The following is a 22568-nucleotide window of genomic DNA, read 5'->3' as shown; positions in this document are numbered from 1 at the left end:
GGGGTGCCAGAGCAGGTGGGCGCGGAAAGCGCCTACCTGCGGACTTGAAAAAGCCCGCAATTGCCTTCATCTTGTGTTGCAAGCCTACCGGATTGGATCGATCGAATGACTGACACCCGTAACGGCGAGGACAGCGGCAAATTGCTTTATTGCTCCTTCTGCGGCAAAAGCCAGCACGAAGTGCGCAAACTGATTGCCGGGCCCTCGGTATTTATCTGCGACGAGTGCGTCGACCTGTGCAATGACATCATCCGTGAGGAGGTGCAGGAAGCCCAGGCCGAGAGCAGCGCGCACAAATTGCCTTCGCCGAAAGAAATCAGCGGTATCCTGGACCAGTACGTCATTGGTCAGGAGCGCGCGAAGAAGGTGCTTGCCGTAGCGGTGTACAACCACTACAAGCGCCTGAACCAGCGTGACAAGAAGGGTGACGAAGTCGAACTCGGCAAGAGCAACATCCTGCTCATCGGGCCGACCGGCTCGGGCAAGACCCTGCTCGCCGAAACCCTTGCACGCCTGTTGAACGTACCGTTCACCATTGCTGACGCCACCACCCTGACCGAAGCCGGTTACGTGGGTGAGGACGTCGAGAACATCATCCAGAAGCTGTTGCAGAAGTGCGACTACGACGTGGAGAAGGCCCAGATGGGCATTGTCTACATCGACGAGATCGACAAGATCTCGCGCAAGTCGGACAACCCGTCCATCACCCGTGACGTCTCGGGCGAGGGCGTGCAGCAGGCATTGCTGAAGCTGATCGAAGGCACCGTGGCTTCGGTTCCGCCGCAAGGCGGCCGCAAGCACCCGCAACAGGAATTCCTGCAGGTCGACACCCGCAACATCCTGTTCATCTGCGGTGGCGCCTTCTCGGGCCTGGAAAAGGTCATCCAGAACCGCTCCACCAAGGGTGGCATCGGTTTTGGCGCCGAAGTACGCAGCAAGGAAGAGGGCAAGAAGGTTGGCGAGTCCCTGCGTGAGGTCGAGCCGGACGATCTGGTCAAGTTTGGCCTGATCCCGGAATTCGTCGGCCGTCTGCCGGTACTGGCAACCCTCGACGAACTGGACGAGGCTGCGTTGATGCAGATCCTCACCGAGCCGAAGAACGCCCTGACCAAGCAGTATGCCAAGCTGTTCGAGATGGAAAGCGTCGACCTCGAGTTCCGCAGCGATGCGCTCAAGGCCGTAGCGCGCAAGGCCCTGGAGCGCAAGACTGGCGCCCGTGGCCTGCGTTCGATCCTCGAAGGCGTGCTGCTCGACACCATGTACGAGATTCCTTCGAAGAAGGATGTCAGCAAGGTGGTGATCGACGAGAGCGTCATCGATGGCACCTCGCAGCCGCTGATGATCTACGAGAACAGCGAGCCGCAAGCCAAGGCCGCGCCGGACGCCTGATCCAGGCAATGGCCGGTTGACGGTTGCAAGCAAGAAGGGGGCCTACGGGCCCCTTTCTGCTTTTCCTGCGCTAGCGCTTGTAATTTCCCAAGCGTGCCCCCACATTAGGTCCAAGCATCATTTCCACCGGTTTCCGGCCATAAGGCCGCTGTAGAGGCGAAATCATGAAGACCACCCTCGACTTGCCTCTTTTGCCATTGCGCGATGTCGTTGTTTACCCGCATATGGTCATCCCGCTGTTCGTGGGGCGCGAAAAGTCCATCGAAGCCCTTGAGGCGGCGATGACGGGCGAAAAGCAGATCCTCCTGCTGGCCCAGAAAAACCCGGCCGACGATGATCCGGGCGAGGACGCCCTGTACCGCGTCGGTACCGTTGCCACCGTGCTGCAATTGCTGAAACTGCCCGATGGCACCGTCAAGGTGCTGGTCGAGGGCGAGCAGCGCGGCGCTGTCGAGCGTTTCAGCGAAGTAGAAGGGCACATCCGTGCCGAAGTTTCCCTGATCGACGAAGTCGACGCCGCCGAGCGCGAGTCGGAAGTGTTCGTGCGCACGCTGCTGTCGCAGTTCGAGCAGTACGTGCAGCTGGGCAAGAAAGTCCCGGCCGAAGTGCTGTCTTCGCTGAACAGCATCGAAGAGCCAGGGCGCCTGGTCGATACCATGGCCGCGCACATGGCCCTGCAGATCGAGCAGAAACAGGAAATTCTCGAAATCGTCGACCTGCCGACCCGTGTCGAGCACGTACTGGCGCTGCTGGATGCCGAAATCGACTTGCTGCAGGTCGAAAAGCGCATTCGCGGCCGGGTCAAGAAGCAGATGGAGCGCAGCCAGCGCGAGTACTACCTGAATGAGCAGATGAAGGCCATTCAGAAAGAACTCGGCGATGGCGACGAAGGCCACAACGAAGTCGAAGAGCTGAAAAAGCGCATCGAAGCCGCTGGCCTGCCCAAGGACGCGTTGGCCAAGGCCCAGGCCGAGCTGAACAAGCTCAAGCAGATGTCGCCGATGTCGGCCGAGGCCACCGTGGTGCGTTCCTACCTCGACTGGTTGGTGCAGGTGCCGTGGAAGGCCCAGAGCAAGGTGCGCCTGGACCTGGCCAAGGCCGAGGAAATCCTCGATGCCGACCACTATGGCCTGGAAGAGGTCAAGGAACGCATCCTCGAGTACCTTGCCGTGCAGAAGCGCGTCAAGAAAATCCGCGGCCCGGTGCTGTGCCTGGTCGGCCCGCCCGGCGTCGGCAAGACCTCGCTGGCCGAGTCGATTGCCGCTGCCACCAACCGCAAGTTCGTGCGCATGGCCCTCGGTGGGGTGCGTGACGAGGCCGAGATTCGTGGCCATCGCCGTACCTACATCGGTTCCATGCCTGGCCGTCTGATCCAGAAGATGACCAAGGTAGGGGTGCGTAACCCGCTGTTCCTGCTGGACGAAATCGACAAGATGGGCAGCGACATGCGTGGCGACCCGGCGTCGGCATTGCTTGAGGTGCTTGACCCGGAGCAGAACCACAACTTCAACGACCACTACCTGGAGGTCGACTACGACCTCTCGGACGTGATGTTCCTGTGCACCTCGAACTCGATGAACATCCCGCCGGCGTTGCTCGACCGGATGGAAGTCATTCGCCTGCCGGGCTACACCGAAGACGAGAAGATCAACATCGCGGTCAAGTACCTGGTGCCCAAGCAGGTCAAGGCCAACGGTTTGAAGAAGGACGAGTTGGAAGTCGACGTCTCGGCGATCCGTGACATCATCCGCTTCTACACCCGCGAAGCCGGTGTGCGTGGCCTGGAGCGGCAAATCGCCAAGGTCTGCCGCAAGGTGGTCAAGGAACATACCGGGCAGAAGCAGGTCAAGGTCAAGGTGGCCAGCGAGCAGCTGGAGCACCTGCTGGGCGTGCGCAAGTTCCGCTACGGCCTGGCCGAGCAGCAGGACCAGATCGGCCAGGTTACCGGCCTGGCCTGGACCCAGGTGGGCGGCGAATTGCTGACCATCGAAGCCGTGGTCATCCCTGGCAAGGGCCAGCTGATCAAGACCGGCTCGCTGGGCGATGTCATGGTCGAGTCGATCACTGCCGCGCAGACCGTGGTGCGCAGCCGCGCCCGCAGCCTGGGGATTGCCGCCGACTTCCATGAGAAGCACGACGTGCATATCCACATGCCTGAAGGCGCCACGCCGAAGGACGGCCCAAGTGCCGGTATCGGCATGTGCACCGCGCTGGTGTCGGCGCTGACGCAGATTCCGGTACGTGCCGACGTGGCCATGACCGGCGAAATCACCCTGCGTGGCCAGGTGCTGGCCATTGGCGGGTTGAAGGAAAAACTGCTGGCGGCACACCGTGGCGGGATCAAGACGGTGATCATTCCCGAGGAGAATGTTCGCGATCTGAAGGAGATTCCGGAAAATATCAAACAGGATCTGCAGATCAAACCAGTCAAATGGATTGACGAAGTCCTGCAAATTGCGCTGCAATACGCCCCGGAGCCCTTGCCAGATGTGGCTCCGGAGATTGTCGCGAAAGATGAAAAGCGCGACGGCGATGCTAAGGAAAGAATCAGCACGCATTAGTAGTTTTTGGCTGGGGGGCTTTCCTTGACAGTTTTTTCGGGGCCTTGCTATAAAGCGGCACGCTATTGTCATCAGGCCACCCAGCGCACGTTTCATAAGCTTTTCATTACATACTTAGAAACAAACTCAATTGAGAAATAAGGGGACTTAGAGTGAACAAGTCGGAACTGATTGACGCTATCGCCGCATCTGCTGACATCCCGAAAGCTGTAGCCGGCCGTGCGCTGGACGCAGTCATCGAATCCGTCACCGGCGCCCTGAAGCAAGGTGACGATGTGGTACTGGTTGGCTTCGGTACCTTCTCGGTCAAGGAGCGTGCAGAGCGCACCGGCCGCAACCCGCAAACCGGTAACGCGATCAAGATCGCTGCCGCCAAGGTTCCAGGCTTCAAGGCTGGCAAAGGCCTGAAAGACGCCGTCAACTAAGTCGTCTCTTTCAGCCGGACCTGGCCTTGCCAGGTCCGAGCACGGTGATGGCGGGGCGCAAACGTTCCCGCCTGACACGTTTGCTAAGAAAAGGCGCATCCTCGGATGCGCCTTTCTTTTATCAGGTTTCTACCCACGCTCCGCGGTTGTCGACGCAGTGGTACAGCCGTTTCTGGGGGACGCATGCTGCAAAATATCAGGGACAATTCACAAGGTTGGATTGCCAAGACCATCATCGGCCTTATCGTCGTGTTGATGGCGTTGACCGGCTTCGAAGCCATTTTCCAGGCCGCCACCCATAGCCAGGACGCCGCCAAGGTGAACGGCCAGACCATCAGCCAGAACGAGCTGAGCCAGGCAGCCGACATGCAGCGCCGTCAGCTGATGCAACAGTTGGGCAAGGATTTCGACCCGGCGCTGCTGGATGACAAATTGTTGCGCGAAGAGGCACTGAAGGGCCTGATCAGCCGCAAGCTGCTGCTGCAAGGCGCCGAGGATGCCAGGTTTGCCTTCTCCGAGGCCGCGCTGGACCAGGTGATCCTGCAGACGCCGGAATTCCAGGTGGACGGCAAGTTCAGTGCCGACCGTTTCGACCAGGTCATTCGCCAGATGGGCTATGGCCGCATGCAGTTCCGCGACATGCTCGCCGAGGAAATGCTCATTGGCCAGCTGCGCACCGGCCTGGCCGGCAGCAGCTTCGTCACCGACCAGCAGGTCGATGCCTTTGCCCGCCTGGAGAAGCAGACCCGTGACTTCGCCTCCCTGACCTTCAAGGCCGACCCGGCCGCAGTCAAGGTCAGCGATGAAGAGGTCAAGGCGCACTACGACCAGCACGCCAAGGAGTTCATGTCGCCTGACCAGGTGGTGATCGACTATGTCGAGCTGAAGAAGTCGGCGTTCTTCGACCAGGTCAAGGTGACCGACGAAGAACTCAAGGCCCAGTACGAGAAGGAAATCGCCAACCTCGCCGAGCAGCGCCATGCCGCGCACATCCTCATCGAGGTCAACGACAAGGTCACCGACGCCCAGGCCAAGGCCCGCGCCGAAGAGATCGAACAGCGCCTGGCCAAGGGTGAAGACTTCGCCGCGCTGGCCAAGGAATTCTCCCAGGACCCGGGTTCTGCCAATAGCGGTGGTGACCTTGGCTTCGCCGGCCCGGGCGTTTACGACCCGGCGTTCGAGGATGCGCTGTACAAGCTGCAGGATGGCCAGGTCTCGGCGCCGGTGCGCACCGAGTTCGGCTACCACCTGATCAAGCTGCTGGGCGTGCAGGCGCCAGAAGTGCCGAGCTTCGCCAGCCTGAAGGACAAGCTGACCCGTGACCTGAAGATCCCGCTGGTCGAGCAGCGTTACGTCGATGCCAGCAAGCAGCTGCAAGATGCCGCCTACGAGGCTTCCGACCTGGCCCAGCCGGCCCAGGACCTGAACCTGAAGGTGCAAACGTCTGCAGCCTTCGGCCGCGAGGGTGGCGAAGGCATCACTGCCAACCGTTCGGTAGTGCAGGCCGCATTCTCCGAAGAAGTGCTGGAGGAGGGTGCCAACAGCACCGCCATCGAGCTCGACCCGGAAACCACCGTGGTGCTGCGCGTCAAGGAGCACCGCAAGCCGGAGCAACTGCCGCTGGAAGCCGTGGCCAAGAACATCAGCGAACACCTGGCCAAGGAGAAGGCAACTGCCGAACTCAAGGCCAAGGCGGACAAGCTGATTGCCAGCCTGCGTGACGGTTCCGTCGCTGCGGGCAGCGTGCACGAAGGGCAGGGCTGGAAGGCCTATGAAGCAGTCACCCGTGGTGAGGACGGTATCGACCCGGCCGAGCTGCAGGCGCTGTTCCGCCTGGGCAAGCCGCAGGCCAAGGACAAGCCGGTATATGGCAGCGTGGTGCTGCGTGACGGTAGCCTGGTGGTACTGCAGCTCAAGGGTGTCAACGAAGGCGCTGCTGCCACCGACGAAGAGAAGCAGCAGATCCGCCGCTACCTCGCGTCGCGTGCTGGCCAGCAGGACTTTGCGGCGTACCGCAAGCAGCTGGAAGCCAAGGCGGACATCACCCGTTACTAAGGTGATGGATGCATGAACGAGCAGGCCGCCCAGTGCGGCCTGTTTCGTTTCTGTTGTCTGTACCGGCTTCTTCGCGGGTACCGCGCTGACCTTGAACGCGGCGCAATACCTGTGGGAGCGGGTTTGCCCGCGAAGAGGCCGGCACAGGCAGCACAGGGCCTAGCGCTTCACCCCTTCATAGTTATCCAGCGTATCCCGCGCAATCTCCCGCCCCAAAGCAATCAGCTCCGGCGCCTTGTAGAACTCGAAAAACCGGCACACCCGTTTGGGCACGTTGATCAGCACATCCGGTGGATAGCCGGCGATCTTGTACTGCGCCAGCGAGGTTTGCATGACCTCGAAACTCTGGTTGATCAAATCCAGCAGCGAAGCGGGCCCCACGTTGTCGATGATGAACGAGCCAGTGGCCGACTTCGGCGCGCCCTCGCGCTCCGGCGCCGCCGCCGGTTGCTGGCCTTCCGGGGCGGCGGCATCGGCCAGCCACGGGTTCGGCGGCGCCAGCCCTTCGGCGACGATTTCCTGCTCGATGCGGATCAGTTCCTCCGCCGGCTTGCGCCGGAACGGCAAGCGCGAGCCCAGCGAGCTGAGCAAGGCATCGAAACGCATCTTGAACGCCGCCGGGCGTTCGATCACCGGTAACTGGTACTGCTTCTGGTTGGTGGCGTTGAGGTTGACCGCGATGATCAGGTCGCAGTGGCTGGACACCACCGGTACGATCGGCAGCGGGTTGAGGATGCCGCCGTCGACCAGCATGCGGTTGCCTTGCATCACCGGGGTGAACAGGCTGGGGATGGCTGCCGAGGCGCGCATGGCCTGGTGCAGGCAGCCCTCCTGGAACCAGATTTCCTGCTGGTTGGTGAGGTCGGCTGCAACCGCCGTGTAGGGGATGCGCAATTGCTCGATGTTGATCTCGCCGACGATCTTGCGGATTTGCCCGAATACCTTGTCGCCGCGAATTGCGCCGAGGCGAAAGCTGACATCGACCAGGCGCAACACATCCAGGTAGTCGAGGCTCTCGATCCAGTTGCGGTAGTCTTCCAGCTTGCCGGCGGCATAGATGCCGCCAATCACCGCGCCCATGGAGCAGCCGGCGATGCAGGCAATGTCGTAGCCGCGGCGCTCGATTTCCTCGATCACGCCGATGTGTGCATACCCCCGGGCTCCGCCCGATCCCAGTACCAGTGCCACGCGTTTGCTCATGAACATTCCCCGGCCAGTGCAACCATGGTCCTACAATGCACCCATCGCTGCCTGTGCTTCAATGTACATCGCACTGAGCTACTGTAATAAAACTGGCTAGGCAAAGCTGGCTGGGCAGGGCACTTTTCAGCTGCCAGGGCGTCGAACAGCCACCGATTTTTCCATTGAGGTATTACTGATGAAAGCCTGGATCTGCCTTCCACTGATTGCCTTGGCCCTTGCTGGCTGCGCGGGCAAGACGGCCTACCGCGAGAGTTGTGCGACCCAACTGGATGCCGCCTGGAAGGAGCTGGATCTGGCCAAGGCCGAAGGCTTTGCCGGTGCCGTGAGTTACTCCAAGGCCTTGTCGCTGCTGACCGGGGCCAAGACCCAGCAGCAGTTCGAAGGTTATGAAAGCTGTACCAGAAAAGCCGAAAAGGCCCGTTTCTACATTCGTGAATCGCGCGCTGGGCGCTGACCAGGGAGCGTCTCTCAATGTCTGCCATGCTCGATCATGTGGTTGCCCAGATCGTGGCCTTGCAGGTGCGTCTGCTGGCCTGCCGCGAGCGCCTGGCTGCCGATACCGACAGTGAGGCCTTGCATGACCTGCGCACCACCCTGCGGCGCCTGCGCAGCCTGCTACGGCCGCTACGTGGGCTGCCGGGGGTGGAGCAGCTGGAGGACGCCGCCAAGTCGTTGGGTGCCCTCACCACGCCGTTGCGTGACCGTGAGGTACTGGCAGCCGAACTGATCGGGCGTGGTTTTACCGAGGCTGGGCAGTGGCGCCTGGAAGGGCGTGGCCGGACCTTCGCCAGTGTTGCCGCCAGCCCGCAGCTGACGCGGGTGCTGGCGATTGTCGACGCGTTTCCGCTGTTCCTGCGTGCAGCCGGCCGTGAGGGCTTGGTCAAAGGGTTGGAAAAGCGTATCGACAAACGCCTGGTCAAACAGTGGCACAAATTGCACAAAGCGCTGCAGGACCCTGCCCACGACCGCCACCGCCTGCGTTTGCTGATCAAGCGTGCGCGCTATGGCGATGAGGCCTATCCGCAGCTCGACCATGCGAGCAAGCATTTGCGGCGCTTGCTGAAGCAGGCCCAGAGCGACCTGGGTGACTGGCATGATCGCCTGCAATGGCTGCTGCAGGCTCGCGACCATGCCGACCTGGCACCCTGCAAAGTTGCCTGGGAGCAGGAATTGCACGAGGCCGAGCGCCATTCGGACGACACGCTGGATGCCCTGCAGCAGGCGGTGGCGCGGCGAAAGCCCGAGAAATGACCGATATGCGGGCTGATCGGCAAGGGTTTGCTGGCTAGGATGGGCAGACCATTTTCGCTGCAGGCAGGAGCCGGCCAATGAATTTCAACCAACTGCTCGACGCCGTGCGGGTCAACCCCGAAGCGGTGAGTATCCCGCCCAGCTGGGCCCAGGGGCGCGCCGCCTTTGGCGGGTTGATGGCGGCCATGGTGTATGAAGCCATGCGCCAGAAAATCTCCGATGACCGCCCCGTGCGTTCGTTGGCCATCAGCTTTGTGGCGCCGGCCGCGGCGGATGTGCCAATCCGCTTCGACGTGGAGGTGCTGCGTGAAGGCAAGGCAGTCACCACCTTGCTGGGCCGCGCCGTTCAGGACGGCCAGGTAGTGACCCTGGTGCAGGGCAATTTCGGCGCAGGGCGGCCGTCAGTGGTTGATGTACCGGCGTTGCCGGCCACGGAAATGAAAGCGCTCGAAGATGCGGCCCCCGAGCTGCCCCATATCAAAGGCGTTACCCCGGAGTTCATGCAGCATGTGGCCTTGCGCTGGGCGGTAGGTGGGTTGCCGTTCAGCGGCAATCAGTCGCGCCAGATGGGCGGCTGGGTACGTTTGCGCGGGGTGGCCGAAGAACCGGTCAACGAGACGCACCTGCTGGCGTTGGTCGATGCCTGGCCACCGAGCCTGATGCCGTTTCTCAAGCAGCCCGCTGCCGGCAGTACGTTGACCTGGACCATCGAATTCATGCAGCCCACCCCGCAGTTGTCGACCCTGGACTGGTGCCGTTACTGTGTGGAAACCGAATATGCGCGGGATGGTTATGGGCATGCCGCTGCTACCTTGAGGACGGCGCAGGGCGAGTTGCTGGCCTTGAGCCGGCAGACGGTGACCGTATTTGCCTGACCGAGCAGTGGGAGCGCGTGGCGCTCCTTTCGCGACACAAGGCCGCTCCCACAGCGATCGCGTAAATTTAAGGCCATGCGCGATTTTGTGGGAGCGGCCTTGTGTCGCGATTGGGCTGCAGAGCAGCCCCAATGGCATCAGCGCCGATGTTTATGCCGTTCCCGCCAGGCCTTCCACCAGGCACCGCTCAGCACGAAGCGCGGAAAGGTGATGAACTGCTCGGTCAGCAGGCGCTGCACGGCATCCTTGCGGTTGGCGAATGGCTCGGGTTGCTCGGCTTCAAGGCGATGGCCCTGGCGCTGCAGGCCCAGGCCGGCGATCAAGGCAATGATGCCAACGGCAATCTGGCCCAGATCCAGGCCGAACAGGCCGGACAGAATCAGCAACGCGCCAAGAATGAACAGCGGCACGGCGATCAGGTGCAGCACCAGGTTGGTCGGGTGGCGGTGGTTATGGTGGTAGCCGCGCCATTGCCAGGTGGGCAGGTTGGGCAGACGTTTGCTCATGGGCATTTCCTCTCGGTCATGCCCAAAGCTTAGTGCGGCCCCCGGGTGGGGGCCAATCGAGGCTGGCTATGGTGACTATAGCTTGAGCTGGCCAATGGCCTTGTTCAGTTCGCCGGCCAGGGTCGCCAGTTCGCTGCTGGTGGTCGCCGAGCCCACGGTCTGCTGCACGGTCTGTTCAGTGACATCGCGAATGCTCACCACGGCGCGGTTCATTTCTTCGGCCACCTGGCTTTGCTGCTCGGCGGCCACGGCAATCTGGGTGTTGCTTTCGCGCATCTGCGCCACGGCACCGGTAATTTCGGCCAGTGCTTCGCCGGCCTCCTGGGCCTGCCTGACGCAGTCGTCGGCCTTGTACGAGCTTTCCTGCATGAACTCCACTGCATCGCGGGTGCCCGACTGCAGGGCCGAGACCATGGTGGTGATCTCGTCGGTGGAGGTTTGCACGCGCTTGGCCAGGTTGCGCACTTCATCGGCCACCACCGCAAAGCCGCGGCCCAGGTCGCCGGCGCGCGCTGCTTCGATGGCGGCATTGAGGGCTAGCAGGTTGGTCTGCTCGGCGATGCTGTGGATCACATTGACCACGCCGTTGATCTTCTGGCTGTCTTCGGCCAGCTGGCGAATCATCTCGGCGGTTTGCTGCACACCGCTGGACAGCCCGGAGATCGAATCCTGAACCCGGCTGACCACCTCCTGGCCGCTGCCGGCCAGGGTATCGGCTGTTTGTGACAGGTCACGGGTGGCGCCGGCATGCTGGGCAATGTGGTGCACCGTCGCCGACATTTCGTTGATGGCGGTAGCGGCCTGGTCGGTCTCGCTCTGCTGGCCGAGCATGCCGTGGCGTACGTCGCTCATGCTCGCTGCCAGGCGCGCGGCACCGGAGTCCAGTTGTGCGGCGGTGTGGGCGACGGTGCTGACCACGCGGTGATAGGTCGCCTGCATGGCGTTGAAAGCCCCGGCCATCTGGCCGACCTCGTCGCCACAGGCCAGCGGTACGCGGGCCGACAGGTCGCCGGTTTTTTCCACGTGTAGCATCACGTCCTTGAGGGTGTTGAGCTGGCTGAGCAGGAAGCGGATCAGTAGTTGCGAGGCGCCGAGCATGGCCAGCATCAGGACCAGTACGCACACCGCGTAGTTGCTGAAACGGTCGAAGAACACCTGGCGAAGGCTCGGCGACTGGGCCAGCACGGCCATTTGCTGATCGCCGTTGCGCAGCACCTGCGCACCCTGTAACGGGTTGTTGCCGAAGAGCCGGGCGGCGGGCAGTTCGACCCAGCCTTGGGCGTTGCGCAGGGCCTCGAGGGGCTCACCCGCGAAGGTAGGCGTTTGCCCGGCCGACCAGCTGATGAGATTGGCCGCGCGGGGTAGCGGCTGCCCGGCTGGCCAGGCAGCCAGCAGTTGGGCTTGCGCGGCCGCCTGGGCTTGCGCGGCCTCGGCGCGGGCGCGCTGCTCCAGGTGCACGGCATAGAGCACCAGCATCAAGGTCGTGACAAAGGCCACCGCGTTGACGGCCCAGAACTTGTACTTCAGGGAAACATTGCTAAGCCAGGCACCCATGGGCAGGTCTTCTCTGAGTTGAGCGGGAACAATATTGGCAAGGTGCCATCATTGTGCCTGCATCCGTCAGGGCCTTTCTTGATGTGTATCAAGAAAATTCCGCCGCAGGTGTTGACGCGCTCCTACAGAGGCCGCGTCAGGTTCAGGGGAGTTGGAAAAAAGCCCGCGCCGTTGCCGTGGTATGCGCCGCCGTATGCTCGACCGACTCACCCCGGTGCAAGGCCACTTCGCGCAACACCTCCGGCAGGAACGCCGGCTCGTTGCGCCCGTTCTTCGGCTTGGGCCGCAAGCTGCGCGGCAGCAGGTAAGGCGCATCGCTCTCCAGCATCAGCCGCCCCTCGGCAATGTTGCCCACCAGCGGATGCAGGTGGGTACCGCGGCGTTCGTCGCAGATCCAGCCGGTAATGCCGATGTGCAGGTCCATGTCCAGGTAGGCGAACAACGCGTCGCGCTCGCCGGTAAAGCAATGCACCACCGCGCCGGCCAGGTGGTCGCGGTAATCCTTGAGGATCGCCAGCAGGCGTTCGCTGGCGTCGCGTTCGTGCAGGAACACTGGCAGGCGCAACTCGGCAGCCAATGCCAGCTGGGCCTCCAGGGCTTTCTCCTGCAGCGGGCGAGGGGAGAAGTCGCGGTTGAAGTCCAGGCCGCATTCGCCCACGGCACGCACCCGCGGTTCATTCAGCAGCTGGCGCAACTGGCGCTCGCTGCCGGCATCCCAGGTCTTGGCATCATGGGGGTGTACGCCTGCCGTGGCGAACAGGTGTGCGCCGCTCGCGTCCAGTTGCTGGCACAACTCCAGTGCTTGTTCGCTGACCGCCAGGCTGGTGCCCGTCAGCACCATCTGCGTGACCCCCGCCTCAAGGGCGCGCTCGACGATTGCCGCCTGCTGGTCGTGGAAACTGCTGTTGGTCAGGTTGACGCCGATATCGATCAGTTGCATGGTGCTACCTCGTGCCGCGGGGCGGCCAGCATAGCAAAAACCGCGTTTTTCTGAAAAAACCAAGAACTTCATGCTGTTGCCGTGGTCTTTTACCGTCATTTCTCTCTTGGCGGTGCAACCCCATGGATGCCGCCCACCGACCACGGATACGTTTTCGCATGCTGCGATGCTGGCTCATTTTCCTGCTGACGCTTGGGCTGACCCTGACCGGGCCTGCCCACGCGCGCGCGCCAGGGCCGCAGCAGAACATCCCGTCGGCCAAGGTCCGTGACCTGCAACAGATTCGCTCCAGCCAGGTGCTGCGGGTGCTGGTGAACCAGAGCCGCAACAGCTCTGGTGAGGTCAAGGGCGAGCCGGTCGGCATCGAATACTATCGCCTGCGTGCCCTGGAGCATTACCTCAATGCCCGCGCTGCCGACGGCCAAGAGATCCAACTCAAACTGATTCCACGGGCCAAGGAGCAGCTGCTGGGCGCCTTGGCCCGTGGCGAGGGTGACCTGGCCGCGCCGGGCGAGCTGCTCGACCCCGGCATGGTGCGCGGGGTCAGCAGCACCGCGCCGGTGCTCGACCAGGTGCCGCTGCTGCTGGTGGGGCGCAAGGGTGAACGCAGCTTCAGCCATGTCGAGCAGTTGTCCGGGCGTACCGTGGCCTTGACCAGCGCCAGTGCCGCCGGCCCGTTGATCCAGCAGGTCAACCAGCAACTGGCGCTGCGCAAGCGCGCGCCGATCAAGGTGGAGTGGGTCGACTCGACCCTGGCGGTGGAGGATGTGCTGGAAATGGTCCAGGCTGGTATTTATCACCTGACCGTGGTCGAGCAGCCGATCGCCCGGCGCTGGGCCCGGGTGATGCCGCGCCTGCGCCTGGACAGCCGCGTGCAACTGGGGGCGCCGCAAGCCATGCGCTGGTATGTGGGGCGCGATGCGCCGCAGTTGCTGGCCACGGTCGATCGCTTTCTGCAGGGCTACCGCGCGCCGGACAACCAGGATGCCGCGTTCGAGCGCATCTACCGCCGCCAGTATCGGGTGCACGACCCGTTGGCCAGCAAGAATCGCCAGCGCCTGACCGCGCTGCGGGCGGTGCTGCAGAAACACGGTGAAGCGCAGCAGATCGACTGGCTCAACCTGGCCGCGCTGGCTTTCAAGGAATCGACGCTCAACCCGACAGCGCGCGGTACCGGCGGGGCCCATGGCCTGATGCAGATCACCCCTTCGGCAGCGCAGCGCGTAGGGGTGAGCAACACCGCCACGGTGGATGGCAATGTCCAGGCCAGCGCCCGCTACCTGGCGCTGATCCGACGCAAGTTCTTTGCCAGCGCCAAGATCAACGACCGCGAGCGCATGGCCTTCGTGCTGGCGGCCTACAACCTGGGGCCCGAGCGGGTCCAGGCCATGCGCGCAGAGGCGCGGCGGCGTGGGTTGAATGGCGATCAGTGGTTCTTTCAGACCGAACGCATCGCCATGGAGCAGGTGGGCATGGGGCCAGTCAACTTCGTCAACAGCGTCAACAAGTATTTTGTAGCGTTCAACCGGGAGCGTGCCGCACTGGAGCGTGTGGCGAAGCGTTAATAAATCGATTTTATCGATTGTTGTGTTGGGTTTTTTGCGATTTTCATATCTATTGAATTGATTATGATGGCGCCCATCCCAACACAACTTCCCCGCTTCAAGGAAACCAAGACATGAACAACGCTACCCTCAACGCCCTGTTCTCTACCCGCGCCGGCGCTGGCCTGAGCGTCATCCGTATCCTGGTCGGCATCATCTTCATCGCGCATGGCGCGCAAAAACTGTTCGGCATGTTCGGTGGCTATGGCCTGGAAGGCACCGGCCAGTGGATGGAGAGCATCGGCCTGGCCCCGGGTTACCTGATGGCGCTGCTGTCCGGCAGCGCCGAGTTCTTCGGCGGCCTGGCCCTGGTGATCGGCCTGCTGGCCCGCCCGGCGGCCTTGGTGCTGGCCGTAACCCTGGTAGTGGCGATCCTCTCGGTACACATCGGCAACGGGCTGTTCATGTCCAACAACGGCTATGAGTTCGGTCTGGCCCTGCTGGCCGGCACCGTCGCGGTGCTGATCGAAGGCGCTGGCCGCTTCTCGCTGGACCGCCTGATCGCCCGCTGATACACCGCAAACAGCAAGATACAAGCCTCAGGCCGATCACTTTCGGCCTGAGGCTTGTATCTTGCCGCTTGTAGCTCTAGCATACCGTCTGCGCCGATTTAAACAGCTACTTGCGGGGCGCAGGAAAGCCCCTCTGCGGGTCATCCGAAATACCGCTAAAGCGCTGGTTCGGTGACGCCTCCCACCGCTGCCCAGCGGGATTCGCGAGGCGGAGAGAAGCTCCATGAGTTGCCCACGTACCAGTGTCTGTTTGAGCCCTTTGCCTGCCAATCAGGCGTCCCGCACACCGCGCATCCTGCTCGGCGGCCAGCATCAGCCCACTCTTTTACGTCACCTCGAAGGCCTGTCCCGGCGCAAGGGCCAGGCGCGTGCCTTTCTGATCCAGTTTGCCGATACCGGCTGCCACCTCGCGCAGTATGGCAATGACCGTTTCGACCTGGCCGTGATCCAGGCCCCGGCGCCGGACGAGGCCGCCGAAATCATCGGCCACATCACCCGCATTGCGCGCCAGGGCCTGATTACCCGCCGCTGAGGAGCGCGCTGTTGAGTACCAACATCATCACCACGGAAGGCCATGAGGCGCTGAAGAAAGAACTGGACCACCTGTGGCGGGTGTATCGCCCGGAGATTACCCAGAAGGTTACCTGGGCGGCGTCGCTGGGCGACCGTAGCGAGAACGCCGACTACCAGTACAACAAGAAGCTGCTGCGCGAGATCGACCGTCGGGTGCGTTACCTGCGCAAGCGTCTTGAAGATGTAAAGGTGGTGGCTTACTCGCCGCAGCAGGAGGGCAAGGTGTTTTTCGGTGCCTGGGTAGAGATCGAGAACGACGAGGGCGAGACCATGAAGTTTCGCATTGTCGGTTATGACGAGATCTATGGGCGCAATGATTACATTTCGATCGACTCGCCCATGGCCCGCGCCTTGCTGAAGAAGGAGGAGGGTGACGAGGTGGTGGTGCACACACCTACCGGTGAAGCGACCTGGTACGTGAACAGCATCACTTACGGCCAGTGAGTTGATATTGACTGTGCCGGCCTCTTCGCGGGTAAACCCGCTCCCACAGGTTCACCACATGACTTGAAACCTGTGCCGGACCTGTGGGAGCGGGTTTACCCGCGAAGAGGCCGGCACAGGCTGTCATCAACTCTCGCGTAAAACCGCCAGCGGGCTGGCATTCAACGCCCGCCGCGTCCCCAGCACCCCCGCACCGCCCACCAGTAGCGCCCCTGCCAGCGGCAATACCAGCAACCACGGATGTGGGCTCCATTGCAGGTCGAAGGCATAGCGGTACAGCACCAGGGTAATCAGCTCACACCCGACCGCCGCCAGCAAGCCGCTCGCCGCCCCGAGCAAGCCGAACTCGATCCGCCGCGCCCTGACCAGCAATGGCCGCGCCGCGCCCAGCGCACGCAGCAAGGCGCCCTGGCGGATGCGCTCGTCCAGTGTCGCCTGCAAGCCGGCGAACAGCACTGCCAGCCCGGCTGCCAGCACGAACAGCAACACATACTCCACCGCCAGGGTCACCTGGGCGAGGATGCTGCGCAGCTGTTCGAGCAAGGCGTCCACCTGGAGGATGGTCACCGCCGGGAATGCCCGTGATAGCGCCACCACATCCAGGTCATGACCCGGTGCCAGGTAGAAGCTGGTCAGGTAGGTGGTCGGCAGTCCCTGCAGCGTGCCGGGCTGGAAGATCATGTAGAAGTTCGGCTGGAAGCTGTCCCAGTGCACGCTGCGCAGGTTGCTTACCCGCGCCTGGCGCTGCTGGCCGCCGATGTCGAAGGTCAGCAGGTCACCCAGTTGCAGCTTCAGGCTGTTGGCCAGTTCCGCCTCCACCGACACACCGGGGATTTCATCTTCGGCTGGCAACGCCTGCCACCAGTTGCCGGCCGTCAGTGCATTGCCTTCGGGCAGTTCGGCCGCCCAGGTCAGGCTGAGGTCGCGCTGCACGGCGCGCTCGCCTGCCGAGTCTTTGCTGACCACCTGCTGCACCGGTTGCTCATTGATTCGCACCAGGCGGCCGGGGGTCACCGGGTACAGCGGCGCCGAGGTGGCGTTGACCTGCTGCAGGCGTTGGGTGAAGGGCTCACGGTCATCCGGCAGGATGTTCAGGGCGAAATGGTTGGGCGCATCCTTGGGCAGCTGCGCTTGCCAGGTATCGAGCAGTTCCGCGCGCAGCAGGGCAACCAGGGCCATGGCCAGCAGGATCAGGCCAAAGGCCAGGGCCTGGCCGGCGGCGGCCATGGGGTGACGCAGCAGTTGGCCCAGGCCCAGGCGCCAGGTCAGTGGGGCCCCGGCCAGCAACTGGCGCAGGCTGCGCAAACCGAGCAGCAGCAGGCCACCGAGCAGCAGCGCGGCGACCAGGCCGCCACCGAGCAGGGCGAAGGTGAGCAGCAGGTCGAGGCTCAGGCGCCACATGATCAGGCCCAGGGCGAACAACGCCGCGCCGTACACCAGCCAACTGCTGGGCGGTATCGGCAGCAGGTCGCGGCGTAGCACGCGCAGCGGCGGCACCTGGCCCAGGGCGGCAATTGGCGGCAGGGCAAAGCCGGCCAGGGCCACAAGCCCGGTAGCGATGCCGGCCAGGGCCGGGACGATGCCGCCTGCGGGCACCACGCTTGGCAGCAGGCCATGCAGCAGGCGGAACAGGCCCAGCTGGGCCAGCCAGCCGAGCAGGGCGCCGGCCAGCGCGGCGGCCAGGCCGAGCATGGCCAATTGCAGGCAGTACAGGCCCAGTGCCTGGCGGCGTGAAAGGCCCAGGCAGCGCAGCAGGGCGCTGGCGTCCAGGCGGCGTGCGGCATAGCGGCTGGCCGACAGGGCCACGGCGACGCCTGCCAGCAGCACCGCCACCAGGCTGGCCATGTTCAGGTAGCGTTCGGCCTTGCCCAGGGCGCCGCCGATCTGCTGGTTGCCATCGCGGGTGTCGCGCAGGCGCTGGTTGGCGGCCAGGTCTTTTTTCAGTGCCTCGCGGTACTGGACCAGCGCTTCGGCATCGCCGCGCCACAGGTCGCGGTAGGTGACCCGGCTACCCGGCTGGACCACGCCGGTGGCTTGCAGGTCGGCCAGGTTCATCATTACCCGCGGGGTAAGGCTGTAGAAGTTGTTGGCGCGGTCCGGTTCGTAGGTCAGCACGCGGCTCATGCGCAGGGTTTTCATGCCCACGTCGATGCTGTCGCCAACCTTCAGCCCCAGTGCCGCCAGCAGGCGCGGTTCGACCCATGCCTCGCCAGGTGCCGGGCCGCCGCCCGGGGTTTCGGCGGCATAGGGCGCCGCGGCACTGCGCACTTGCCCGCGCAACGGGTAGGCGCCATCGGCAGCCTTGACGCTGGACAGCTGGATGCCGTTGTCGCCGCCGACCACACTGGTGAATTCGACCACCTGGGCGTGGCGCAAGCCAAGCGCCTTGCCAGCCTCAATCTGCGGGTCGCGGGCCGGGGCGCTGCCCTGCAGCACCAGGTCGGCACCGAGAAACTCGCTGGCGCGCAGTTGCATGGCGCCGTTGAGGCGGGCACCGAAATAGCCGATGGCAGTGCTGGCCGCGACTGCCACCAGCAGGGCGAAGAACAGCACGCGCACTTCGCTGGCGCGAATGTCGCGCAGCAGCTGGCGCAGGGCCAGGCCGCACAGGCGGGACAGCGGCATGTGGGTCATCAGGCCTCCACCGGGGCCACCAGGCGGCCCGCATCCAGGCGGATCTGGCGGCGGCAGCGCCGTGCCAGGCGCTCATCATGGGTAACCAGCACCAGGGTGGTGCCGCGCTCCTTGTTCAGTTCGAACAACAGGTCACTGATGCGCTCGCCGGTGTGGCTGTCGAGGTTGCCGGTGGGCTCGTCGGCGAACAGCACTGCCGGTTGCGCGGCGAAGGCACGGGCAATGGCCACCCGTTGCTGTTCGCCGCCCGACAGCTGGCGCGGGGTGTGGCTCAGGCGCTTGCCCAGGCCAACCCGTTCAAGCAGGGTGCGCGCGTGTTCGCGGGCGTCGCGACGGCCGTCCAGCTCCAGCGGCAGCATGACGTTTTCCAGGGCGTTGAGGCTGTCGAGCAGCTGGAACGACTGGAACACGAAGCCCACATGTTCGGCGCGTACCCGCGCGCGCTGGTCTTCATCCAGTGGCCCCAGGTCGTGGCCAGCGAGGATGACCTTACCGGCACTGGGCTGGTCTAGCCCGGCGAGCAGGCCGAGCAGGGTCGACTTGCCCGAGCCCGAGGCGCCGACGATGGCCAGGCTGTCGCCCTGGGCCAGGTCGAGGGACAACGCGTGCAGGATGGTCAGGTCACCTTCCGCGCTGGGGACCACTTTGCTAAGGTTCTGCGCAACGAGAATGCTGGGGCCCATGGAGAATCCGATGCGAGTGTGGTGGTTGAGTGCCGGTCTGGCCCTGTATTGCCTGGCGCAGAGCGCGGCGGCGGGAACACTGCTGATTGTCGGCGATAGTATCAGCGCCGGTTTTGGCCTGGATACCCGCCATGGTTGGGTGTCCCTGTTGCAGACCCGCCTGCGGGACGAAGGTTTCGACGACAAAGTGGTCAATGCATCGATCAGTGGCGACACCAGTGCAGGTGGTCAGGCGCGGCTGCCGGCGCTGCTTGCAGTGCACAAGCCGAGCCTGGTGGTGCTGGAATTGGGTGGCAACGATGGCCTGCGCGGGCAGCCGCCCGCGCAATTGCAACAAAATCTTGCTTCGATGATCGAGAGTGCGCGCAAGGCCGGTGCCAAGGTGGTGCTGCTGGGTATGCGCCTGCCACCCAATTATGGCGTGCGCTACACCACCGCCTTCGCCCAGGTGTATGAACAGCTGGCGGCAGAAAAACAGGTGCCGTTGGTGCCGTTTTTCCTCGAGGGGGTAGGGGGCGTGCCTGAGTTGATGCAGGCCGATGGCATTCACCCGGCCCAGGCCGCCCAGCAACGCCTGCTGGAAAATGCCTGGCCGGCGATAAAACCCTTGCTGTGACGCTTTTAACGGCGCCGGCTTTCGGCTAATGTTGCGCCCCCCGTTTCGAGTGCCACCGATGCCGCGCCCTGCCTGGTCCCTGTATGCCTACCAACTGATCGAGCCCGATGAGCAGCTCGACCTGTTCGCCTGCCAGGAAATCCGCGTCCATCTGGTGGCCCGCCAGCTCGAGCTGGGCGTGCCGGTCGACCGTACCCTGTGCGGTGGCCTGCTGCCGGCGCAACCGCGCTGGTCGGGGGTGCCGCGCTCGATCTACCGCGACGGCCGCCTGTGCGACCTGTGCCGCGCCATCCTCGATGCCCAGCGGCGCGGCATGCGCCCGGTGTGGCCGGAGCTGCAGGGCGGCTGAACGCCACGCCTTTCATCATCTGAAACGCTTGCATGGCGCCAATGCCTCCCGCTTGCATCGGCGCGGGTGTACAATCGATTCTCTTGACCCACCTTTCGAAGGATTTACCGGATGTTGCCGCGCTTTCCTGCCGTCACCCGTAGCCTGTCCCTGGCCGCCCTGCTGGTAGCAGGCCCCGCTGCTGCGCTGGAGCTGCCACTGCCACCCCCCGGTGAAGACATCATCGGCCAGGTGCAGGTGATCAAGGCAAAGTACGAGGACACGTTCGCCGATATCGGCACTGCCAACGACCTCGGCTACCTGGAAATGATCGCCGCCAACCCGGGCGTAGACCCATGGCTGCCAGGTGCGGGCACCGAGATTGTCCTGCCGACCCGCTATATCCTGCCGCCGGGCCCGCGTGAGGGCATCGTCATCAACCTGGCCGAATACCGCATGTACTACTTCCCGAAAGGGCAGAACGTGGTGCATACCTTCCCGCTGGGCATTGGCCGTGAAGGCTGGGGTTCGCCGATCGCCAACACCAAGATTACCGCCAAGACGCCGAACCCGACCTGGACCCCGCCAGCGTCGATCCGCAAAGAGCATGCGGCGGACGGTGACATCCTGCCGAGCGTGGTGCCGGCCGGGCCGGACAACCCGCTGGGGCCGTTCAAGTTCACTCTCGGGGTGCCGGGCTACCTGATCCACGGCTCGAACAAAAAGTTCGGCATCGGCATGCGTACCAGCCACGGTTGCTTCCGCATGCTCAACAACAACGTGCTGGAGCTGTCGAAGATGGTGCCGGTGGGTACGCCGGTGCGCATCATCAACGAGCCCTACAAGTTCGGTATCAGTGGCGGCAAGGTCTATCTGGAGGCGCACACGCCGCTGGACGACCAGGGTAATCCGTCAGTGGTCGACAAACATACCGCTGTTATCAACGCCTTGCTCAAACGTGAAGACCTGGCCAATAACCTACGCATGAACTGGGATATGGTGCGTGACGTGGTTGCGGCAGAAGATGGCATGCCGGTGGAAATTGCCGTGCCGACCGCAAGCCAGGGTGGCGCACCGATGGTTTCGAGCATTCCGCCCGAACTGCAGTAGGGTTTTTGCGACGCATCAGGGCCTGCCTTAGTGCAGGCCTTTTTGTTTCTGTCTGGCGTGTTTGCCTTGTGCGCGGGCAATAAAAAAGCCGACCCACAAGTGGGTCGGCTCCATAACAATCCGTGAGGACTATTACTTGCGGCTGGCTTTGTCCAGCATACGCAGAGCGCGCTCGTTGGCTTCGTCAGCGGTCTGCTGAGCCTTCTGAGCGGCTGCCAGTGCGTCATCAGCCTTACGGTAGGCTTCGTCAGCACGAGCTTGAGCGCGAGCTGCTGCGTCTTCAGTCGCAGTCAGACGAGCTTCGGTTTCTTTGGATACGCTGCTGCAACCGGTAGCCAGAACTGCGGCCAGAGCCAGAGCAGAGAATTTCAGAACGTTGTTCATCGTGTTCCCCTTCAAGGACTTTCTATTAAATAGCCATCTCTCGGAAAAGAGAAACTGGCCGGCGTACATAGTACCCATTACTTGTAGTAAGTAAACTGACTAAGCGCAAGAACTGCAAAAAAAATGTTGCTTGACGCCTTTCCGACAAGATTTGCGACACGTCTGTGAAAAAAACGTACAGGGATCGCAAGCGATTGTAGTACAGGAACTTTTTTGCTGAACTAACGGTGACTTTAACTGTCCTTCAGCGTCTTAGCCCTAGTACATCCGGTGGCTGCTTGCGTGCAAGCAAGAGTCGCTCTGGCTGCGTTTCCGCCCTTTTTAACCGCCACCACCTTGAGCAATCCCGCCTGCGGCGCCTACTATCTTGTGAGTGCCAGAGGATCCGAACGATTGCAATCGTCCAGTGGTCGAAGGGGGCAACAGGTGGCGTAGAGGATTCTGTGCCGGATAAACCACCATCGGTTAAGGTATGGGTCTGCCGAGAAGACCTGCGAGGAGTAGTGATGAGCGAAGCGCTGACCATCCACCATGACCAGGCCGGTCATCAGTTCGAGACCAACGTGGACGGTCATCGTGCCTATCTGACGTATATGGATCTGGGTAAGCAGACGCTGGACATCTATCGCACCTTCGTACCCAACGCCCTGCGAGGCCGCGGGATTGCTGCCGCCCTGACCGAGCGGGCCCTGGAGTACGCAGAGCAGATGGGCTACACGGTGATTCCGTCCTGCTCGTATGTGGAGCGCTACATGGAGCGCCAGCAGCGGCATTCGAGCAAGGTTTGATTCTGTAAAAAAAGCGGGGCCGCGGGGGGGGGCCCCCCCCCCGGGGCGGCGGGGGGGGGGCGGCGACCGCCCCCCCGGGGTTGTAAAAGCCCCGGGGGGGGGGGGCGCCCCCACGAAACCCGGGGGGCGCGGG

The 22568-nt window shown here is 63.2% G+C and carries 22 protein-coding genes; 15 read left to right on the top strand and 7 right to left on the bottom strand.

Going from position 1 to position 22568, the window contains the following annotated elements:
- The first annotated feature begins 105 nt into the window (after positions 1-105).
- The 4 genes from clpX to ACIQYU_RS25275 all read left to right on the top strand — a co-directional run bounded on the left by clpX (position 106) and on the right by ACIQYU_RS25275 (position 6430).
- Positions 106-1389 carry an ATP-dependent Clp protease ATP-binding subunit ClpX gene (gene clpX, locus ACIQYU_RS25290; RefSeq protein ID WP_025338419.1) on the top strand — a complete coding sequence of 428 codons (1284 nt, stop codon included), beginning with the start codon at positions 106-108 and terminating at the stop codon, positions 1387-1389.
- Positions 1390-1553: 164 nt separating this feature from the next.
- Entirely contained in the window at positions 1554-3950 is a 2397-nt protein-coding gene (gene lon / locus ACIQYU_RS25285) for an endopeptidase La (RefSeq protein WP_402802646.1), read from the top strand.
- A gap of 152 nt (positions 3951-4102) precedes the next feature.
- The gene (locus ACIQYU_RS25280) at positions 4103-4375 is read left to right on the top strand and encodes an HU family DNA-binding protein (RefSeq protein ID WP_003259401.1); all 273 of its coding nucleotides are present in this window, start codon (positions 4103-4105) and stop codon (positions 4373-4375) included.
- Between the two features lie 183 nt (positions 4376-4558).
- Positions 4559-6430 (top strand): SurA N-terminal domain-containing protein, encoded by a 1872-nt coding sequence (locus ACIQYU_RS25275; RefSeq protein WP_402802643.1) that lies wholly within the window; start codon positions 4559-4561, stop codon positions 6428-6430.
- Positions 6431-6589: 159 nt separating this feature from the next.
- On the opposite strand, the gene ACIQYU_RS25270 is transcribed toward ACIQYU_RS25275, so the two are convergent.
- Positions 6590-7630, bottom strand: coding sequence for a patatin-like phospholipase family protein (locus ACIQYU_RS25270; RefSeq protein WP_207835219.1), 1041 nt, complete (start codon positions 7628-7630; stop codon positions 6590-6592).
- A gap of 178 nt (positions 7631-7808) precedes the next feature.
- Between ACIQYU_RS25270 and ACIQYU_RS25265 the strand changes: the two genes are divergently transcribed.
- The 3 genes from ACIQYU_RS25265 (at position 7809) to ACIQYU_RS25255 (ending at position 9759) form a co-directional block, all read left to right on the top strand.
- Positions 7809-8087, top strand: a complete 279-nt coding sequence (locus ACIQYU_RS25265; protein ID WP_003259403.1) for a hypothetical protein — start codon at positions 7809-7811, stop codon at positions 8085-8087.
- A 17-nt stretch (positions 8088-8104) separates the two neighbouring features.
- The gene (locus tag ACIQYU_RS25260; protein ID WP_233688361.1) at positions 8105-8884 is read left to right on the top strand and encodes a CHAD domain-containing protein; all 780 of its coding nucleotides are present in this window, start codon (positions 8105-8107) and stop codon (positions 8882-8884) included.
- A 77-nt stretch (positions 8885-8961) separates the two neighbouring features.
- Positions 8962-9759: an acyl-CoA thioesterase gene (locus tag ACIQYU_RS25255; protein WP_402802639.1), complete on the top strand. Its 798-nt coding sequence runs from the start codon at positions 8962-8964 to the stop codon at positions 9757-9759.
- A 137-nt stretch (positions 9760-9896) separates the two neighbouring features.
- On the opposite strand, the gene ACIQYU_RS25250 is transcribed toward ACIQYU_RS25255, so the two are convergent.
- The 3 genes from ACIQYU_RS25250 to ACIQYU_RS25240 all read right to left on the bottom strand — a co-directional run bounded on the left by ACIQYU_RS25250 (position 9897) and on the right by ACIQYU_RS25240 (position 12759).
- On the bottom strand, positions 9897-10265 hold the full coding sequence (locus tag ACIQYU_RS25250; protein WP_063914011.1) for an Mpo1-like protein: 369 nt from the start codon (positions 10263-10265) through the stop codon (positions 9897-9899).
- Positions 10266-10340: 75 nt separating this feature from the next.
- Positions 10341-11819 (bottom strand): methyl-accepting chemotaxis protein, encoded by a 1479-nt coding sequence (locus ACIQYU_RS25245; protein WP_207835225.1) that lies wholly within the window; start codon positions 11817-11819, stop codon positions 10341-10343.
- 142 nt (positions 11820-11961) lie between these two features.
- On the bottom strand, positions 11962-12759 hold the full coding sequence (locus ACIQYU_RS25240) for a TatD family hydrolase (protein WP_233688363.1): 798 nt from the start codon (positions 12757-12759) through the stop codon (positions 11962-11964).
- A gap of 158 nt (positions 12760-12917) precedes the next feature.
- Here ACIQYU_RS25240 and ACIQYU_RS25235 point away from each other — a divergent pair, with 158 nt between their 5' ends.
- The 4 genes from ACIQYU_RS25235 (at position 12918) to greB (ending at position 15892) form a co-directional block, all read left to right on the top strand.
- Positions 12918-14324, top strand: a complete 1407-nt coding sequence (locus ACIQYU_RS25235; protein WP_402802635.1) for a transglycosylase SLT domain-containing protein — start codon at positions 12918-12920, stop codon at positions 14322-14324.
- A gap of 113 nt (positions 14325-14437) precedes the next feature.
- Positions 14438-14875: a DoxX family protein gene (locus ACIQYU_RS25230; RefSeq protein WP_015269705.1), complete on the top strand. Its 438-nt coding sequence runs from the start codon at positions 14438-14440 to the stop codon at positions 14873-14875.
- A gap of 223 nt (positions 14876-15098) precedes the next feature.
- Positions 15099-15407 (top strand): hypothetical protein, encoded by a 309-nt coding sequence (locus ACIQYU_RS25225; RefSeq protein WP_207835251.1) that lies wholly within the window; start codon positions 15099-15101, stop codon positions 15405-15407.
- Positions 15408-15418: 11 nt separating this feature from the next.
- Positions 15419-15892: a transcription elongation factor GreB gene (gene greB / locus ACIQYU_RS25220; RefSeq protein ID WP_063914016.1), complete on the top strand. Its 474-nt coding sequence runs from the start codon at positions 15419-15421 to the stop codon at positions 15890-15892.
- 126 nt (positions 15893-16018) lie between these two features.
- On the opposite strand, the gene ACIQYU_RS25215 is transcribed toward greB, so the two are convergent.
- The gene (locus tag ACIQYU_RS25215) at positions 16019-18526 is read right to left on the bottom strand and encodes an ABC transporter permease (RefSeq protein ID WP_233688364.1); all 2508 of its coding nucleotides are present in this window, start codon (positions 18524-18526) and stop codon (positions 16019-16021) included.
- On the bottom strand, positions 18526-19209 hold the full coding sequence (locus ACIQYU_RS25210; RefSeq protein ID WP_016714756.1) for an ABC transporter ATP-binding protein: 684 nt from the start codon (positions 19207-19209) through the stop codon (positions 18526-18528). Before ACIQYU_RS25210 ends, ACIQYU_RS25215 begins: the two co-directional genes overlap by 1 nt.
- Before the next feature lie 10 nt (positions 19210-19219).
- Between ACIQYU_RS25210 and ACIQYU_RS25205 the strand changes: the two genes are divergently transcribed.
- From ACIQYU_RS25205 to ACIQYU_RS25195, 3 genes are all read left to right on the top strand, one after another.
- Positions 19220-19825, top strand: coding sequence for an arylesterase (locus tag ACIQYU_RS25205; RefSeq protein ID WP_233688365.1), 606 nt, complete (start codon positions 19220-19222; stop codon positions 19823-19825).
- 58 nt (positions 19826-19883) lie between these two features.
- Positions 19884-20174, top strand: coding sequence for a hypothetical protein (locus ACIQYU_RS25200; RefSeq protein ID WP_063914019.1), 291 nt, complete (start codon positions 19884-19886; stop codon positions 20172-20174).
- Positions 20175-20285: 111 nt separating this feature from the next.
- Positions 20286-21263, top strand: a complete 978-nt coding sequence (locus ACIQYU_RS25195; RefSeq protein ID WP_207835263.1) for a L,D-transpeptidase family protein — start codon at positions 20286-20288, stop codon at positions 21261-21263.
- Positions 21264-21395: 132 nt separating this feature from the next.
- Here ACIQYU_RS25195 and oprI read toward each other — a convergent pair whose 3' ends face one another.
- Complete coding sequence (gene oprI / locus ACIQYU_RS25190; protein ID WP_003259780.1) at positions 21396-21647, bottom strand: outer membrane lipoprotei OprI; 252 nt, start codon at positions 21645-21647, stop codon at positions 21396-21398.
- Positions 21648-22153: 506 nt separating this feature from the next.
- Between oprI and ACIQYU_RS25185 the strand changes: the two genes are divergently transcribed.
- On the top strand, positions 22154-22435 hold the full coding sequence (locus ACIQYU_RS25185) for a GNAT family N-acetyltransferase (protein WP_025338432.1): 282 nt from the start codon (positions 22154-22156) through the stop codon (positions 22433-22435).
- Positions 22436-22568: the final 133 nt, after the last annotated feature.

The organism is Pseudomonas sp. NPDC096925, from assembly GCF_044762545.1.
In the GTDB taxonomy this organism is placed as follows: domain Bacteria; phylum Pseudomonadota; class Gammaproteobacteria; order Pseudomonadales; family Pseudomonadaceae; genus Aquipseudomonas.
This window is presented reverse-complemented; position numbering and strand designations above follow the sequence as displayed.

Bases quoted from the DNA above. Each gene is read 5' to 3' on its own strand.
- ACIQYU_RS25275 (WP_402802643.1), top strand. From the start codon at position 4,559: ATGCTGCAAAATATCAGGGACAATTCACAAGGTTGGATTGCCAAGACC.
- ACIQYU_RS25265 (WP_003259403.1), top strand. From the start codon at position 7,809: ATGAAAGCCTGGATCTGCCTTCCACTGATTGCCTTGGCCCTTGCTGGC.
- ACIQYU_RS25205 (WP_233688365.1), top strand. From the start codon at position 19,220: ATGCGAGTGTGGTGGTTGAGTGCCGGTCTGGCCCTGTATTGCCTGGCG.
- clpX (WP_025338419.1), top strand. From the start codon at position 106: ATGACTGACACCCGTAACGGCGAGGACAGCGGCAAATTGCTTTATTGC.
- ACIQYU_RS25225 (WP_207835251.1), top strand. From the start codon at position 15,099: ATGAGTTGCCCACGTACCAGTGTCTGTTTGAGCCCTTTGCCTGCCAAT.
- ACIQYU_RS25230 (WP_015269705.1), top strand. From the start codon at position 14,438: ATGAACAACGCTACCCTCAACGCCCTGTTCTCTACCCGCGCCGGCGCT.
- ACIQYU_RS25250 (WP_063914011.1), bottom strand. From the start codon at position 10,265: ATGAGCAAACGTCTGCCCAACCTGCCCACCTGGCAATGGCGCGGCTAC.
- lon (WP_402802646.1), top strand. From the start codon at position 1,554: ATGAAGACCACCCTCGACTTGCCTCTTTTGCCATTGCGCGATGTCGTT.
- ACIQYU_RS25240 (WP_233688363.1), bottom strand. From the start codon at position 12,759: ATGCAACTGATCGATATCGGCGTCAACCTGACCAACAGCAGTTTCCAC.
- ACIQYU_RS25185 (WP_025338432.1), top strand. From the start codon at position 22,154: ATGAGCGAAGCGCTGACCATCCACCATGACCAGGCCGGTCATCAGTTC.
- ACIQYU_RS25200 (WP_063914019.1), top strand. From the start codon at position 19,884: ATGCCGCGCCCTGCCTGGTCCCTGTATGCCTACCAACTGATCGAGCCC.
- ACIQYU_RS25210 (WP_016714756.1), bottom strand. From the start codon at position 19,209: ATGGGCCCCAGCATTCTCGTTGCGCAGAACCTTAGCAAAGTGGTCCCC.
- oprI (WP_003259780.1), bottom strand. From the start codon at position 21,647: ATGAACAACGTTCTGAAATTCTCTGCTCTGGCTCTGGCCGCAGTTCTG.
- ACIQYU_RS25215 (WP_233688364.1), bottom strand. From the start codon at position 18,526: ATGACCCACATGCCGCTGTCCCGCCTGTGCGGCCTGGCCCTGCGCCAG.
- ACIQYU_RS25255 (WP_402802639.1), top strand. From the start codon at position 8,962: ATGAATTTCAACCAACTGCTCGACGCCGTGCGGGTCAACCCCGAAGCG.
- ACIQYU_RS25245 (WP_207835225.1), bottom strand. From the start codon at position 11,819: ATGGGTGCCTGGCTTAGCAATGTTTCCCTGAAGTACAAGTTCTGGGCC.
- ACIQYU_RS25270 (WP_207835219.1), bottom strand. From the start codon at position 7,630: ATGAGCAAACGCGTGGCACTGGTACTGGGATCGGGCGGAGCCCGGGGG.
- ACIQYU_RS25195 (WP_207835263.1), top strand. From the start codon at position 20,286: ATGTTGCCGCGCTTTCCTGCCGTCACCCGTAGCCTGTCCCTGGCCGCC.
- ACIQYU_RS25260 (WP_233688361.1), top strand. From the start codon at position 8,105: ATGTCTGCCATGCTCGATCATGTGGTTGCCCAGATCGTGGCCTTGCAG.
- ACIQYU_RS25235 (WP_402802635.1), top strand. From the start codon at position 12,918: ATGCTGCGATGCTGGCTCATTTTCCTGCTGACGCTTGGGCTGACCCTG.